The organism is Sinorhizobium sp. 6-70 (genome assembly GCF_030124375.1).
GTDB lineage: Bacteria > Pseudomonadota > Alphaproteobacteria > Rhizobiales > Rhizobiaceae > Sinorhizobium.
The window spans coordinates 95306-110501 of sequence record NZ_JASKLS010000005.1 but is presented as its reverse complement, the minus strand read 5'-3'; the positions used below and the strand labels follow the sequence as shown (position 1 = coordinate 110501).

Below are 15196 nucleotides of genomic sequence, written 5' to 3'. Positions count from 1 at the left end.
GGGCGCTGCCGGCGCGAACTTGCACTTTTCCGCCCGATTCTTGCGCTTGCCGCCGGCTGTCTGCGGTGGTCGTATCGTCTTCCCGGAATTGCGTTTTTTCAAGTGACAGCCCTGCCAAATGGTGGCAGGTTAGCGTCAAAATCAGAGCCGCACGGGATGCGGCCGCTGTTTGCAAGTTTTCCATCTAATGCCACCCGTACGCTCCGGCCTCGGGTTTCAATGTCGCCAGCCCGAACGAGATCCAGCCGGGCGATTTCGGCTTTCAAGTGCTTTCGGAGGACGTGCATGTTGCGAAAGTGGCCGTTGCCCGTGATCTTCAGCGTTTCGTTCTTTCTGCTCGCCGCATCGCTTGCGGCGGCCCAAAACGCGCCTCCGGCGCCGACCGTGACCGTCGCCAAGCCGGTCGTGCGCGACGTGATCGACGCAGACGAATTCATCGGTCGCTTCGAAGCCGTCGACGAGGTCGCGGTCCGTTCCCGCGTCGGCGGCTATCTCGATCAGGTCTTCTTCACGGACGGCGCGATGGTGAAGAAGGGCGACAAGCTCTTCGTCATCGACCAGCGGCCGTTCCGCACCGCGCTCTCCCAGGCCGAAGCCTCGCTTGCAGCGGCGCGATCGACACTTGAATTCGCGGAGAACACGTTCAAGCGGACGGAGTCGCTCACCGGAAGCGGCACGCTTTCTGTATCCAAGCTCGATGACGACCGCCGCGCGCTGCTCGCGGCGCAGGCCAACGTGCGCGGCTCCGAGGCGGCGGTCGACCGGGCCAAGCTCGATCTCGAGTACACGACGATCACCGCGCCGCTGAGCGGCCGCGTCGATCGACGCCTGATCTCGCCGGGCAATCTCGTCCAGGCGGATCAGACGGTGTTGACGACCATCGTTTCGCTCGACCCGATCGACTTCTACTTCGATGTCGACGAGCGTCGTGTGCTTTCCTACGCCCGCACCGCACGGGAGCGAGGCAGCGCCCTACAGGAGGGCGGCGGGGCGCTCAGCGTTCTGGTGACGATCGCCGACGCCACCGAACGACCGTTCGAAGGCAAGCTCGACTTCTCGGAAAACAGGGTGGACAACCAGACAGGCACGATGCGGCTGCGGGCCCGGTTTGAGAACCCGAAATTCATCCTCCAGCCCGGTCTCTTCGGGCGCGTGGAGGTTGAAGGCTCGAATACCTACCAGGCGATCCTCGTTCCCGATGAGGCGGTCGCGGCCGACCAGAACGAACGCGTCGTCTACGAGGTTGCCCAGGATGGCAGCGTCATGACCAAGCCTGTCCGCCTCGGGCCGCGCCTGCATGGCTACCGGGTCATTCGCAGCGGCATGACCGGCGAGGAGACGATCATCGTCAACGGTCTCGTGCGCGTCAGGCCGGGCGCGAAGGTGAAGCCCGAGCTCGTCGTGCTGCCGCAGGAAGCGGCGCAGTCGGCGGAGAGCGCCCAATGAGGTTCGCGCATTTCTTCGTCGACAGGCCGATCTTCGCCTCGGTGCTTTCGATCGTGCTGCTGATCGTCGGCGGCATCGCCTATTTCCAGCTTCCGGTGGCGCAATATCCGGAAATCGCACCGCCCACCATCGTCGTACGCGCCTCCTATCCGGGGGCGGATGCCGAGACCGTCGCCAACACCGTCGCCACGCCGCTCGAGCAGGAAATCAACGGCGTCGAGAACATGCTCTACATGTCCTCCTATTCGACCGCCGACGGGTCGATGGCGCTGACGATTACTTTCAAGCTCGGCACGAATCTCGACCAGGCGCAGGTGCTGGTGCAGAACCGCGTTTCGGTCGCCGAGCCCCGCTTGCCCGAGGAGGTCCGGCGCATCGGCGTGACGACGACCAAGAGCTCGCCGGACCTGATGATGGTCGTTCATCTGCTGTCGCCGAACGACCGCTACGACCAGCTTTATGTCTCCAACTACGCCCGCACGCGCATCCGCGATCTTCTCGTCCGGCTGGACGGCGTCGGCGATGTTACCCTGTTCGGCGAGCGTGAATATGCGCTGCGCGTTTGGCTCGATCCGCAGAAGCTCTCCGCCTACGGCATGACCTCCGGTGATGTGGTCGAGGCGCTGCGCGAGCAGAACGTCCAGGTTTCGGGTGGTTCGATCGGCGGCCCGCCTATGCAGGCCGACAGCGCCTTCCAGTACACGGTTACGACCGACGGGCGTTTCAGTGATCCACGGCAGTTTCGTTACGTGATCGTCAAGGCAACGGAAGACGGCAGGCTCGTGCAGTTGCAGGACGTCGCCCGCGTGGAGCTTGGTGCGCGCGAATACGTCACCAACAGCTACCTAAATGGCAAGCCGGCCGTTGCGCTCGGCATCTTCTCTCGCCCCGGTACCAATGCGCTTGCCGCAGCAGAAGCGATCCAGGCAACGATGGCGGAGCTTTCGAAGGATTTTCCGGACGGGCTGGAATACCGGATTATCTACAATCCGACAGAGTTCATCGCGGAATCGATCAATGAGGTCTACAAGACGATCGGCGAGGCCGCGATCCTCGTGGCCCTCGTTGTGATCGTTTTCCTGCAATCCTGGCGCACGGCGATCATCCCGATCGTGGCCATCCCGGTCTCGTTGATCGGCACCTTCGGTCTGCTTTTCGCCTTCGGATTCTCGCTGAACATGCTGACGCTCTTCGGGCTGGTGCTTGCGATCGGCATCGTCGTCGATGACGCGATCGTCGTCGTCGAGAACGTCGAGCGCAATCTCGCGCGAGGGCTGACCCCGAGGGAGGCGGCGCATGTGACGATGGATGAGGTGGGCGCGGCAGTCGTCGCGATTTCGCTCGTCTTGACCGCAGTGTTCGTGCCGACCGCCTTCATTCCGGGCATAGCCGGGCAGTTCTATCTGCAGTTCGCCGTGACGATCGCGGTGGCGACGGTGATCTCGGCGATCAATTCGCTGACGCTGTCGCCGGCGCTCGCCGCCGTTTTGCTGCGTCCGCACGAGAACCATGAGCATGAGAGCCGCAATCCGCTGACGCGGCTCGGCCGGACTTTCGCCAACGGCTTCAACCGTGGGTTCGATCGCATGGCGGATGGCTACGGCTGGGTGGTGCGCCACCTCGTCAAGACACGGACGGCGCTCGTGGCCGCGCTCGTCGTCTTCGTCGCCCTTCTCGGCGCCACCGCATACATGGCGCAGGTGGTGCCGCGCGGCTTCATACCGACCATGGACCAGGGTTACGCCATCGTCGTCATCCAGCTTCCGGATGGCGCTTCGCTCGAGCGGACCGACGCGGTCGTGCGGCGGGCATCGGAGATGATCAGGGAGGTGCCCGGCGTCAGGGACGCCGTCGCCTTTGCCGGCTTCAGCGGCGCGACCTTCACCAATGCCTCCAACGCTGGCGTCATCTTCACGCCGTTCGACAGTTTCGAGGAGCGGCTCAAGAACAGGCAGAGCGCGACGCAGATCATCGGTCAGATCTTCGGCACGATGCAGAGCCTCCAGGAGGCCTTCATCATCGCCATTCCGCCGCCGTCGGTGCGCGGCATCGGCAATGCCGGCGGATTCAAGATGCAGATCATGGATCGTCAGAGTGCCGACATGCGCCGCGCCCTCGGGCTTGCCCGCCAGATGATGGGCATGGCCAGCCAGACAGAGGGGCTGACCGGGGTCTTCACCACTTTCTCGGCGTCGAGCCCGCAATTCTTCCTGGCGATCGACCGCGACAAGGCACGGGCATTGAACGTGCCGATCCCGAATATCTTCGAGACGCTCTCGATCAATCTCGGAACGTCCTACGTCAACGATTTCAACGCATTCGGCCGTGTCTACCAGGTTCGCGCCCAGGCCGACGAGAAATATCGGGTGGAGCGGGAGGATATCCTCGCCCTGAAAGTTCGTTCCGCATCGGGCGCGCTGGTGCCGCTCGGGACGCTCGTCGAGATCCGCGATACCAGCGGCCCGTCGCTTGTCCAGCGCTACAACATGTATGTCTCCGTGCCGCTCCAGGGCAATCCGGCGCCGGGCGTCGCGACCGGCACCGCGCTTGACAAGATGGAGGCACTCGCCGCCCAGGTCCTGCCGCAGGGAACGACCTTTGAGTGGACCGAGCTTGCCTTCCAGGAGCGCCAGACCGGCAACACGGCCGTCTTCATCTTTACGCTTTCTGTAATCTTCGTGTTCCTCGCGCTCGCCGCGCAATATGAAAGCTGGGTGCTGCCGCTGGCGATCATCCTGATCGTGCCGCTTTCCGTTCTCGCCGCACTTCTCGGCGTTGCCATCCGGGGTTTCGACAACAACGTGCTCACGCAGATCGGTCTTGTCGTGCTGATCGGTCTTGCAGCGAAAAACGCGATCCTGATCGTCGAATTCGCCAGACAGGGGGAGGAGGAGGGCAAGACGCCGGTCGAGGCGGCGATCGATGCAAGCCGGCTGAGGCTTCGGCCGATCCTGATGACCGCCTTCGCCTTCATCCTCGGCGTCGTACCGCTGGTGATCGCGACGGGTCCCGGCGCCGAAATGCGGCAGTCGCTCGGCACGGCGGTCTTTTCCGGCATGTTGGGCGTCACGTTTCTCGGTCTTTTCCTGACGCCCGTCTTCTATGTAACGCTGCGCTCGCTTGGCCGGAAACGCGTGAAGGCCGTCGAGGAAGCGCCGGGCGCACCGGCGGAGTGAATGGGTCTTTCGAATCCTGAGTTGCTGCGCCGAGGACGCTCTCAGCCCGCGCATTCGAGAAAGCGCCATAAAGTCGGCACTCAGACTTGTTTGCTCGCGCAGCTTGCGCGTTACTATGCAGCGATCACAAGCCAGGGCCAGCGTGAGAGATACTCCTGGCACTTGTTCCTGAACAAGTCCGGCTGGGCATTGAGTGGATTGATCCTGAGAACTCCGTTCCACATATCGTCGAACTTGTCTGGAGAATAGACGCGGCAGTCCGCGACGTTTATGCCAAGCCGAGTGCATGAGATGAGATAACGGTCGATGCCGTCTTCGACCTTCCTGAGAATGGGGTATGGCCGTCCGAATTTCTCTGAGTACCATAGGTGAACGCGCGCCTGGTTCTTGATCTCAACCTTTTCCGAAAGCTCTCCCAGTGCGTCCTTGGCGCGTCGGATGGCTTGATCCTCTGCCTCCCATGACAGGTCGCTGTCGTCGAAGTAAAAGACGTCGTAGTCCTTGATGCCATGCCCGGGTTCGTTTCCGCTCTTCAGGTTCCAAACTGTCTGGAAGAGGCATCCCGCCGTCAACGCACAATGAGGAAGGCCAAGGCTTGGAAGCGTGCTCAAGAGCCTATCGTTGACAGGGTTTTCCCTTACATGGGACATGAACTGCTGCGTAGTGATCGGCATTGCTTCCCCTGGCTCGAAGGCTGTTTTCTGCCTCCCAGAAACGAGTACCTCGGCGCGGTTCGCCGCCATCCTCGAGGATCGCGCCAGACATCCGCACCCTATTGGCACAATCTGGAGTAACAATTTTGTTCGGCGATCGGAAGCTTTGTGACATTTGCTCTCTCGTTCCGGAAATGCCGACAATGACGCGATTGTGAGCGCCAGCGCCAGTTTGTTGCTGGACGGAGCGGCGACCTTGAATGATCCTGCCACGCGCTGAAAAACGCGTGTGAGAGGTGAAGGATGCTGCTCCGATACCTTGCCTACACCATGGCCGCCATCTGGCTGATCCATACGTTCTGGCCGGAACATGCGCATGCGCAGCAGCCTTCGCCACCGGTTAGCCAATGCCAGGCGATCGCGCAAGCCACGCCGAAAGCGACATTCGCCAGCTTCACGGTTCCGGGGGCAACGCCGGCGACAGTGGCTGACAGCGAAGTCAACATCACCTATCTCGGCCATTCGACGTTCCTGATCGAAACGCCGGGCGGCATTTCGATCGCCACCGACTATAACGGCTGGTTCCGGCCCCCCGCACTACCGACCGTGGTAACGATGAACAAGGCCCATTCCAGCCACTATACTTTGACACCGGACCCGGCCATCCGGTACGTCCTGCATGGATGGGGCGATGACGGTGAGCCGGCCGACCATGATCTCGTCGTCGGCGACGCCTATATCCGCAATGTCACGACGGATATACGCTCCGGCTACGGAGCCATGGAACACGACGGCAATTCGATCTTCATCTTCGAGGTTGCCGGCCTCTGCATCGGCCATCTCGGCCACCTGCATTACGAACTCGACGACAGCCATTACCGCCAGATCGGCCGGCTCGACGTGCTGATGGTACCGGTGGATGGCGGCCTGACCATGGGCGCTGAAAGCATGAGCCGTGTCGTATCCCGCCTGCGTGCGGCGCTGATCCTGCCGATGCACCGGCCGCCGTTGATCAACGACTTTCTGGCGATGTTCGGCGACGATTACGACAAGAGCTTTGCCACGGGGTCGAGCGTCAAGGTGTCGCTGCGCTCCCTGCCGAGCAAGCCGCTGATCTATGTTCTCCGGGGTGCCTGAGCCGCCCACGGCGGCGAGTTGCGCTTTGACGGCGCCGGATTTGCGCGCATTGAAAAGACGACGCCCCCTGCTGGACGGGGCGCGGCAATAAAACTATAAGGCGCCCCATCCCAATAAATTCATGCATGCAGAGGGCGCCATGGCTGGCCATTCACAGTTCAAGAACATCATGCACCGCAAGGGCCGTCAGGATGCGGTGCGCTCGAAAATGTTTTCCAAGCTCGCGCGCGAAATCACGGTCGCCGCAAAGTCGGGCATGGCAGACCCGGCGATGAACCCGCGCCTCAGGCTGGCGATCCAGAACGCCAAGGCGCAGTCGATGCCGAAGGACAACATCGAGCGGGCGATCAAGAAGGCGTCGGGTGGTGATGCGGAGAACTACGAGGAAGTCCGTTACGAGGGCTACGGCCCGGGCGGCGTCGCCGTCATCGTCGAGGCGCTGACCGACAACCGCAACCGCACCGCCTCCAATGTCCGTTCGACCTTCACCAAGGCTGGCGGTGCACTCGGCGAAACCGGCTCGGTTTCCTTCTCCTTCGATCGCGTTGGCGAAATCACCTACAAGCTTTCCGTCGGCGATGCCGACAAGGTCATGGAAGCGGCGATCGAAGCCGGTGCCGATGATGTGACGACGGACGAGGACGGCCACACGATCATCTGCGGCTTTGAGAATATCGGCGAAGTCTCCAAGGCTCTCGAAGACGTTCTTGGCGAAGCGGAAACCGTCAAGGCGATCTGGAAGGCACAGAACACCGTGCCGGTGGACGAGGAAAAGGCACAGTCGCTGATGAAGCTGATCGACAACCTTGAAGACGACGACGACGTCCAGAACGTCTATTCGAACTTCGAAGTCTCCGACGAGATCCTTGCCAAGCTTTCCGCCTAGATCATTTCATTGTTTCATTGAAACACTGAAATGATCTAACTCTTTGAAACTACGCAATTCCGGACGGAAAACCGCTACACACTTTCCCTGGAATTGCTCTAACGTTTCTTTGATCTGACGAAAACGACCCGCGTTCTCGATGGAGCGCGGGTCTTTCTGTTTCAGCTTCAAGCGGCCGCAGCGAGTTGGCGCTGCGCCTCGCCAAACAGCTCCAAGGAATGCAGCCGCGCTTCCATGTCGAAGATCGGCATGGATATGATCAACTCGTCGGCTTTGGTCTGCTCGATGAACGTCCGGATCTTGCTGCGGATCGTTTCAGGACCGCCCACCACGGCATAGGTCATGGCGTGGTCGACGAAGATCTTCTCGTCACCACTCCAGAGCCCATCCATGGATTTGACCGGCGGCGGGAAGCGGCCGCGCGCATTGCGGCGGAGTGCCGCGAAGGACTGCTGCATGGAAGTGAAGAGATAGTTCGCCTCGTCGTCGGTATCGGCAGCAACGCCCATGACGCCAACCATCACATGCGGCTTGTCGAGTTGCGGCGATGGCGTGAAGCGCTCGCGGTAGATTTCGAGGGCGGTGAGCAGCATGTCGGGTGCGAAATGCGAGGCGAATGCGAAGGGAAGGCCGAGCATGCCGGCGAGGTGAGCGCTGAAGTGGCTGGAACCGAGCAGCCAGATCGGCACGTTGGAATCGGCGCCGGGCACGGCGATGATCTTCTGGTCTTCGGTGACGGGGCCGAGCAGCGCCTGGAGCTCCACGACATCGTTCGGAAAATTGTTGGCGCTCGCCTCCATGTTGCGCCGGAGCGCCTGTGCCGTCCGCATGTCGGTGCCGGGCGCGCGGCCAAGGCCGAGATCGATGCGGCCCGGATAGAGCGCGGCGAGCGTGCCGAATTGCTCAGCGATGACGAGGGGCGAATGATTGGGCAGCATGATTCCGCCCGAGCCGACACGGATCGATCGTGTCGCCGACGCCACGTGGGAAATCACCAGCGACGTCGCAGCGCTCGCAATCCCCTTCATTCCGTGATGTTCGGCCAGCCAGAAGCGCTTGTAGCCGTGCTCCTCGGCGGCGACCGCCAGCCGACGCGAGTTTTCGAGCGACTGGGCGACGCTGCCGCCCTCGGTGATTGGCGACAGGTCGAGAACGGAGAAGGGGATCATGGCAAGACCTTCAATTAAGAGAAATTGATCGATCGCAATGTAGGTTCAAGTTTCTTAAAGCCAAGAGCTAGAAGCCGTTTTCGCGGCGCCGTCGGCCATTCCTGTGTAATGTTTTTGTTTTGTTCACTTTTTGCTGGCAGCGTCCGGCTGACCGACATAGGGTGAGACATGCAGAACACGATTCGCATCATCGGCATCGATCCGGGCCTTCGGCGCACCGGTTGGGGCATCATCGAAACCTTGGGCAATTCGCTGCGTTTCGTAGCCTCCGGTACGGTGACATCCGACGGCGAGATGGACCTGGCATCACGCCTGTGCCAATTGCATGACGGGCTTGCCGACGTCGTGCACGGCTACCAGCCCCACGAAGCCGCCGTAGAGCAGACCTTCGTCAACAAGGACGCGACGGCGACGCTGAAGCTCGGCCAGGCTCGCGGCATCGCGATGCTCGTCCCGGCGCGCGCGGGTCTCAGAGTGGCGGAGTATGCCCCCAACGCCGTCAAGAAGGCGGTGATCGGCGTCGGCCATGGCGAGAAGCAGCAGATCCACATGATGCTGAAGGTTCTGATGCCAAAGGTTGAGTTCAAGGGCAACGATGCCGCCGACGCGCTCGCCATCGCCATTTGCCACGCGCACAACCGGCAGGCGATCACCAGCCGGCTTGCGGCTCTTGCCGGCTAGGCCACCTGTCGGAATCTGTTTAAACGGCTACGGTCCAAACCCATCCAGAAAGACAAGATCAGATGATCGGCAAGCTCAAGGGCACCATTGACGAAATCGGCGAAGATCACGTCGTTCTCGACGTGCACGGCGTCGGATATGTCGCCCATTGTTCGGCACGCACCCTCGGCAAGCTCGGATCGGCGGGCGAGGCGGCGGTGCTCTTCATCGAGACCTATGTGCGCGAGGACCAGCTCAAGCTTTTTGGCTTTCTGACTGCACTCGAGCGCGAGTGGTTCCGCCTGCTCCAGAGCGTCCAGGGCGTGGGGTCCAAAGTGGCCCTCGCGGTACTTTCGACGCTGACGCCCAGCGAGCTTGCGAGCGCGATCGCGCTGCAGGACAAGACCTCGGTCTCGCGCGCCCCGGGCGTCGGCCCCAAGGTGGCCGTACGCATCGTCACCGAACTCAAGAACAGGGCGCCTGCCTTTGCCGGCGAGCCATCGGCCGCGATCAGCCTCAAGCAGGAATTGGGCGAAGGGGTTGCCTCGGCTCCGGTCGCGGACGCCGTTTCGGCCCTGACCAATCTCGGCTATTCGCGCGACCAGGCCGCAAATGCCGTTGCGGCGGCCTTGAAGAACGGCGGCGCGGGCGGCGACAGCGCCAGGCTTATCCGTCTCGGGCTGAAGGAACTGGCACGGTGAGGGCGCAGGCCCTCCTGCGGCCACAAAGCAATGGAATGACGCGATCCGCGCTGGATCCGGCAATGCGATGACAATATGGTTGAGCGCGTGGAAACGGTGGCGGTGATCGGCTTGGTGCGGGGACCGCGCAGGGGCGCGGTCCAGTCCGAAATGGAAGTTTGACATGAGTGAAGCCGCACGCCTGATTGCGCCGGAAAAGCGAGGCGAGGACGTCGATGCGACGCTGCGTCCGCAGTCGCTGGACGAGTTCACCGGCCAGGCGGAGGCGCGGGCGAACCTCAAGATCTTCATCGAAGCGGCGCGCAATCGCGGCGAGGCGCTCGACCACGTGCTCTTTGTCGGCCCGCCCGGTCTCGGCAAGACGACGCTCGCACAGATCATGGCCAAGGAACTCGGCGTCAACTTCCGGTCGACCTCTGGGCCGGTTATCGCCAAGGCCGGCGATCTCGCGGCGCTGCTTACCAATCTCGAAGAGCGCGACGTGCTGTTCATCGACGAAATCCACCGTCTGAACCCCGCGGTCGAGGAAATCCTCTATCCGGCCATGGAGGACTTCCAGCTGGACCTTATCATCGGCGAGGGACCGGCGGCGCGTTCGGTCAAGATCGATCTGTCCAAGTTTACGCTGGTGGCGGCGACCACGCGCCTCGGTCTGCTGACGACGCCGTTGCGCGACCGCTTCGGCATTCCGGTCCGTCTCAATTTCTACACGGTCGAGGAACTGGAGCTGATCGTGCGCCGTGGCGCACGGCTGATGGGCCTCGGCATGACCGACGAGGGTGCGCGCGAAATCGCCCGCCGGGCACGCGGCACGCCGCGCATCGCCGGTCGGCTCCTGCGGCGGGTGCGCGACTTCGCCGAAGTGGCGCGGGTCGAGGCGGTGACTCGGGAGCTTGCCGACGAGGCGCTGACGCGGTTGCTGGTCGACAATATGGGGCTCGACCAGCTCGACCGTCGCTATCTGACCATGATTGCCCAGAATTTCGGTGGTGGCCCGGTGGGCATCGATACGATCGCGGCTGGTCTTTCCGAGCCGCGCGATGCGATCGAGGATATTATCGAACCCTATCTGATCCAGCAGGGCTTCATACAGCGCACGCCGCGCGGCCGGGTGCTGACGGCGAACGCCTGGAAACATCTCGGCCTCAACCCGCCGAAGGACATCGAGGCGACGCAATTCCGTCTGACGCTCGAGGACGACTGAAATGTTCACACGCCGAGGATTCCTGCAGACGCTCGGGGGCGGTTTCGCGAGCTTCGCGGCCCTCGGCAGCTATGCCTTTGCCATCGAGCCACTCGGGCGGCTGAACATCGCACGCTATCACCTGACCCCGCCCGGTTGGACGCCCGGTCTGAAGCTTCGTGTGGTCGCGCTTGCCGATCTTCATGCCTGCGAGCCGTGGATGTCCTCCAGGCGTATCGCCTCCATCTGCGCGCAGGCGAACGATCTCGGCGGCGACATCACGGTTTTGCTCGGAGACTATGCCTCGGGCATGAACCTCGTCACGCGCTATGTCCACTCCAGCGAATGGTCGAAAGCGCTCGCGACACTCAAGGCTCCGCTTGGCGTCCATGCGATCATGGGTAATCACGACTGGTGGGAGGACAGGACCGCCCAGAAGAACGGCGGCGGCGAAACCTTCGGCCACCGGGCACTGGCGAAAGTCGGCATTCCGGTCCACAGCAACCGCGCCATTCGCCTGGAGAAGGAGGGCTATGGGTTCTGGCTCGCCGGTCTCGAGGATCAGCTTGCTCTTCGGCCCGGCAAGAAGTGGGGCCGGCGCTCCATGACGGGCCTTGATGATCTCGACGGCACACTGGCGCAGGTGAGCGACAACGCGCCGGTCATTCTTCTCGCACACGAGCCCGACATCTTTCCGAAAGTGCCGGCGCGGGTCTCCTTGACGCTGTCCGGCCATACCCATGGCGGACAGGTTCGGTTTGCCGGTCTCGCGCCAGTCGTGCCGTCCCGCTTTGGCGACCGGTATGCCTATGGCCATATCGTCGAAGAGGATCGCAATCTGATCGTCTCAGGCGGTCTCGGCTGTTCGATCGCGCCGATCCGATTTGGGGTCCCGCCGGAAATTGTCGTGGTTGATCTGGGGTAGAGTGCTTTTCGCGAGATCGGCCCCTCATCCGGCTGCCGCCACCTTCTCCCCGTTTTGACGGGGAGAAGGGAGAAGCTGCGCCGCCCCGCGCAGCATTAACCGGATTGCGAAGGGCGTCGCAGCACGCTCCTGTACCCTCTCACCGCTTGCGGCAAGAGGGTTAGGGTGAGGGGCAATAACCGGGTTTCGCAGCCTCTATTGTGATCGGACATCCCTCACCATTTCCATGATCGTTGCCGCCAGACGTTCGGGTCCGCCGGGCATCCAGCCGAGGGCACGCAGCCTATCCGTCGACATTCCCTTGAAGGCGGCCGTCTCCGCCGCAGGCGGCAGCGGATGGGAGCAACCGGTCGCCTTCTGGAGAAGGGAGAGGATCTCTCGGTTGTCGGTGAGCACGTCCGAGACATTGAAGACTCTGCCGGAGACTTTGGCGGTCTCCGCCTCCAACACAAGTCTCACCGCCTGGGCTACATCGTCGCCGTGAACCTCGGTGCCGGCGCGTGGCGGAACGGTCTTGCCGGCGAGATATTCGGCGAAGAGCATGCTCCATTTGTGCTTCCGCCCGGGACCCGCCGGCCCGTAGACACCGGTCACGCGCAAGCTGGTGGTGGCGAAGCCGTGGCCGGTCATTGCTTTCAAGGCGTCTTCGCCGGCCAGCTTTACTGTCCCGTAGAGCGTGTCGGGCATCGCCGGCGACGTTTCGTCTACAATCGGGGGCGGCGTTTCACCATAGACGGCGCGGCTCGACAGAAACACGCAGCGGCGAACCCCGGCAGCGCGTGCCTCCTCGAAGAGACGGACCGAGCCGTCGAGATTGGCGTGCCGGAAGCCTTCCGGGTCCGCGCCTTCGCCGCCACGATACTTGCCCTCGACGTGCTCGAAGGCGGCATGGACGAAATAATAGATGTCGTCGAAAGCGGCGATCTGGTCGGCATCCGGGTCGAGGCGGAGCGGAACATGGGGGATCGGCTGCGAGAAGAACCCCGCGGGCGGGGGCATGCGACCGCCGACAGCAACCTTGTAGCCGCGGGCGATGAGGTGCTCGACGATGAAGCGGCCGACGAAGCCGGTGCCCCCGGAAACAAGAACGCGGGTCATCCGGACACGCTGCCGGTTGGTGCCGGATTATCGAGCGTAGTGAGATCCGGAATATTCTCTCCGGTCAGGTAGGCATGCCAGAGCTCGATCAGCGGGCGAAGAGCCTCGGTGCGCGGGTGATCAGCCTCCCACGGTTTCTCATACTGGTAATGCAGTACGCCGATGGAGCGCCAGTCCCAGAGCGCTGGCAGATTGAACCAGACATATTGCAGCATGTTCATCGTCACCGGCAGGCCGTGCCAGTCGGGAAAGAAGCCCTGCAGGAAGGTCTGGTCGGTGCGCGGCCAGAAGGCCCCCGGCGCGTCCAACATCGCGAGCATCTTGTCGAATGTCGCGATCGATGGTTCCGCGACGAAGACGCCGGAATTCAGCCGGTGAAAATCGCCAAGGCTCTCATAGACGTTGGGCGCCGCGGAAAATTCCGGGTAGCGGAAGAGCTTGTCGATGTTGCGCAGAACGATCGCGTCGGCGTCGATGAAGACGCAGCGCTCGTATTCGACGAGCTGCCAGAGCCGGAGCTTGCAGAAATTGTCGAGCGGCGAGTGGAATTGGGGTTTCCTGCCCTTGGTGAAGGGCGCCTTCTCGTGGACGTTGCGGCGCGCATGGCGGGCGTTGAAGTCGTCGGACAGCGGCAGGAGCTCCGTTTCGACGAGGCGGCAGTCGAATTCCGTGAGTGGCTCGAGCACGGCGGCATCCACCCCACCGGTGTAGAGCACGACGATATCGGCTGGCGTTCGGGTCAGCCGGATCGACCGCAATAATGCGCGTGCGCCGAGCGCATAGTCGGCATTGGTGACGAGCGTCACGAAGGCGTGGCGGGCGGCAGGAGGCGAGGAGGGGCTGAGCCCCCCCGGCTGAGGCGTCGCAGGGGTCATGAAACGGATTTCAGCCGCTTGCCTTCCGGATCGTGATTGATCAACGGTGCGATATCCTTCGTCCAGGCGGAGACTGCCGGGACACGCGAACGATCGACACGGTAGGCGAATTTCTTTGCCACATCGACGATTTCCGAGAGCAGTCCGTCCTGAAGACGGATCGGATCGAGGCCAAGCGCCAGGAATTTCTCGTTGTGGACCACCAGGTCGTTCTCTGCCGCCTCTTTTCGCGGATTGGGAAGCCAGGCGATCCTGGATCCGGTCATCGCGGCGATCATTTCGGCGAGATCACGGACGCGATGCGTCTCGGTCATCTGGTTGAAAATCTCGACACGGTTGCCGCGCGCGGGCGGATTGTTGAGCGCGAGCTCGATGCAGCGAACCGAATCCTGGATATGGATGAAGGCGCGGGTCTGGCCACCGGTGCCGTGAACCGTCAGCGGGTAGCCGATCGCCGCCTGGATCAGGAAGCGGTTGAGCACCGTGCCGTAGTCGCCGTCATAGTCGAAGCGGTTAATCAGCTGCTGATGCCGGCGCGTCTGCTCGGTATGCGTGCCCCAGACGATGCCCTGGTGCAGGTCGGTGATCCTGAGGCCGTCGTTCTTGGCGTAGAACTGGAAGAGAAGCTGATCGAGACACTTGGTCATGTGGTAGATCGAGCCGGGATTGGACGGATAAAGGATCTCCTGGCTGACGGTCTCGCCGTCCGTCGTCTCGATTCCGACCGGCAGATAGCCCTCGGGAATCGCCGCGCCGACGGTCGAATAACCATAGACGCCCATGGTCCCGAGATGCACGAGGTGGGCGTCGAGGCTTAGTTCCACCAGCGCATTGAGGAGATTGTGCGTGGCGTTGACGTTATTGTTGACCGTGTAGTTCTTGTGCCGATCGCTCTTCATCGAATAGGGGGCGGCGCGCTGCTCGGCGAAATGGACGATCGCATCCGGCCGATGCTCGGCGAGCCAGTTCTTGAGAAGCTCGTAGTCGCGGGCGAGGTCGATCAGGTTGAAGTGGATGCGCCGGCCAGTCTCGGCATGCCAGATGCGTGTGCGCTCCTGGATGGAATCCATCGGGGTCAGCGACTGGACGCCGAGTTCCGTATCGATCCAGCGGCGGGAAAGATTGTCGAGGATGTGGATGTCATGGCCCGCATCGGACAGATGCAGCGCGGTCGGCCAGCCGACGAAACCATCACCGCCGAGGATTGCAATCTTCATGCACGGTTCTCCTGATCGCGAAGAAGGACATGGTGAGGTGATAGGATAGGATTGTGACAAAGCTGCAATG

General features: G+C 62.4%; 13 protein-coding genes. 8 read left to right on the top strand and 5 right to left on the bottom strand.

Features of this window, described 5'->3' with window-relative positions; translation table 11 throughout:
- The first annotated feature begins 285 nt into the window (after positions 1-285).
- Together QN222_RS12150 and QN222_RS12145 are read left to right on the top strand one after the other, a co-directional pair.
- Positions 286-1446, top strand: coding sequence for an efflux RND transporter periplasmic adaptor subunit (locus QN222_RS12150; protein WP_283961328.1), 1161 nt, complete (start codon positions 286-288; stop codon positions 1444-1446).
- On the top strand, positions 1443-4622 hold the full coding sequence (locus tag QN222_RS12145; protein ID WP_283961327.1) for a multidrug efflux RND transporter permease subunit: 3180 nt from the start codon (positions 1443-1445) through the stop codon (positions 4620-4622). Before QN222_RS12150 ends, QN222_RS12145 begins: the two co-directional genes overlap by 4 nt.
- Before the next feature lie 113 nt (positions 4623-4735).
- Here QN222_RS12145 and QN222_RS12140 read toward each other — a convergent pair whose 3' ends face one another.
- Positions 4736-5365, bottom strand: coding sequence for a nucleotidyltransferase family protein (locus QN222_RS12140; protein WP_336621023.1), 630 nt, complete (start codon positions 5363-5365; stop codon positions 4736-4738).
- A gap of 213 nt (positions 5366-5578) precedes the next feature.
- Between QN222_RS12140 and QN222_RS12135 the strand changes: the two genes are divergently transcribed.
- Positions 5579-6412 (top strand): MBL fold metallo-hydrolase, encoded by an 834-nt coding sequence (locus QN222_RS12135; RefSeq protein WP_283961326.1) that lies wholly within the window; start codon positions 5579-5581, stop codon positions 6410-6412.
- A gap of 139 nt (positions 6413-6551) precedes the next feature.
- Positions 6552-7298: a YebC/PmpR family DNA-binding transcriptional regulator gene (locus QN222_RS12130; protein ID WP_283961325.1), complete on the top strand. Its 747-nt coding sequence runs from the start codon at positions 6552-6554 to the stop codon at positions 7296-7298.
- Positions 7299-7465: 167 nt separating this feature from the next.
- Here QN222_RS12130 and QN222_RS12125 read toward each other — a convergent pair whose 3' ends face one another.
- A complete protein-coding gene (locus tag QN222_RS12125) occupies positions 7466-8467 on the bottom strand; it encodes an LLM class flavin-dependent oxidoreductase (protein ID WP_283961324.1) in 1002 nt (333 codons plus the stop codon).
- Positions 8468-8635: 168 nt separating this feature from the next.
- Between QN222_RS12125 and ruvC the strand changes: the two genes are divergently transcribed.
- The 4 genes from ruvC (at position 8636) to QN222_RS12105 (ending at position 11936) form a co-directional block, all read left to right on the top strand.
- Positions 8636-9148, top strand: a complete 513-nt coding sequence (gene ruvC / locus QN222_RS12120; protein WP_283961323.1) for a crossover junction endodeoxyribonuclease RuvC — start codon at positions 8636-8638, stop codon at positions 9146-9148.
- A 62-nt stretch (positions 9149-9210) separates the two neighbouring features.
- Positions 9211-9828, top strand: a complete 618-nt coding sequence (gene ruvA, locus QN222_RS12115) for a Holliday junction branch migration protein RuvA (protein ID WP_283961322.1) — start codon at positions 9211-9213, stop codon at positions 9826-9828.
- A 163-nt stretch (positions 9829-9991) separates the two neighbouring features.
- Positions 9992-11032, top strand: coding sequence for a Holliday junction branch migration DNA helicase RuvB (gene ruvB / locus QN222_RS12110; protein WP_283961321.1), 1041 nt, complete (start codon positions 9992-9994; stop codon positions 11030-11032).
- 1 nt (position 11033) lies between these two features.
- Positions 11034-11936, top strand: a complete 903-nt coding sequence (locus QN222_RS12105; protein ID WP_283961320.1) for a metallophosphoesterase — start codon at positions 11034-11036, stop codon at positions 11934-11936.
- 195 nt (positions 11937-12131) lie between these two features.
- Here the strand turns inward: QN222_RS12105 and QN222_RS12100 are convergent, their stop codons facing one another.
- The 3 genes from QN222_RS12100 to QN222_RS12090 are packed head-to-tail and all read right to left on the bottom strand — an operon-like array spanning position 12132 to position 15126.
- Positions 12132-13034 (bottom strand): NAD(P)-dependent oxidoreductase, encoded by a 903-nt coding sequence (locus QN222_RS12100; RefSeq protein WP_283961319.1) that lies wholly within the window; start codon positions 13032-13034, stop codon positions 12132-12134.
- Positions 13031-13909, bottom strand: a complete 879-nt coding sequence (locus QN222_RS12095; RefSeq protein ID WP_283961318.1) for a glycosyltransferase — start codon at positions 13907-13909, stop codon at positions 13031-13033. The genes QN222_RS12100 and QN222_RS12095 overlap by 4 nt, the downstream gene beginning before the upstream one ends.
- Complete coding sequence (locus tag QN222_RS12090; RefSeq protein WP_283961317.1) at positions 13906-15126, bottom strand: NAD-dependent epimerase/dehydratase family protein; 1221 nt, start codon at positions 15124-15126, stop codon at positions 13906-13908. The genes QN222_RS12095 and QN222_RS12090 overlap by 4 nt, the downstream gene beginning before the upstream one ends.
- Positions 15127-15196: the final 70 nt, after the last annotated feature.

Coding starts and splice junctions, on each gene's coding strand:
- ruvA (WP_283961322.1), top strand. CDS start 9,211: ATGATCGGCAAGCTCAAGGGCACCATTGACGAAATCGGCGAAGATCAC.
- QN222_RS12140 (WP_336621023.1), bottom strand. CDS start 5,365: ATGGCGGCGAACCGCGCCGAGGTACTCGTTTCTGGGAGGCAGAAAACA.
- QN222_RS12125 (WP_283961324.1), bottom strand. CDS start 8,467: ATGATCCCCTTCTCCGTTCTCGACCTGTCGCCAATCACCGAGGGCGGC.
- QN222_RS12145 (WP_283961327.1), top strand. CDS start 1,443: ATGAGGTTCGCGCATTTCTTCGTCGACAGGCCGATCTTCGCCTCGGTG.
- QN222_RS12100 (WP_283961319.1), bottom strand. CDS start 13,034: ATGACCCGCGTTCTTGTTTCCGGGGGCACCGGCTTCGTCGGCCGCTTC.
- ruvC (WP_283961323.1), top strand. CDS start 8,636: ATGCAGAACACGATTCGCATCATCGGCATCGATCCGGGCCTTCGGCGC.
- QN222_RS12095 (WP_283961318.1), bottom strand. CDS start 13,909: ATGACCCCTGCGACGCCTCAGCCGGGGGGGCTCAGCCCCTCCTCGCCT.
- QN222_RS12150 (WP_283961328.1), top strand. CDS start 286: ATGTTGCGAAAGTGGCCGTTGCCCGTGATCTTCAGCGTTTCGTTCTTT.
- QN222_RS12090 (WP_283961317.1), bottom strand. CDS start 15,126: ATGAAGATTGCAATCCTCGGCGGTGATGGTTTCGTCGGCTGGCCGACC.
- ruvB (WP_283961321.1), top strand. CDS start 9,992: ATGAGTGAAGCCGCACGCCTGATTGCGCCGGAAAAGCGAGGCGAGGAC.
- QN222_RS12105 (WP_283961320.1), top strand. CDS start 11,034: ATGTTCACACGCCGAGGATTCCTGCAGACGCTCGGGGGCGGTTTCGCG.
- QN222_RS12135 (WP_283961326.1), top strand. CDS start 5,579: ATGCTGCTCCGATACCTTGCCTACACCATGGCCGCCATCTGGCTGATC.
- QN222_RS12130 (WP_283961325.1), top strand. CDS start 6,552: ATGGCTGGCCATTCACAGTTCAAGAACATCATGCACCGCAAGGGCCGT.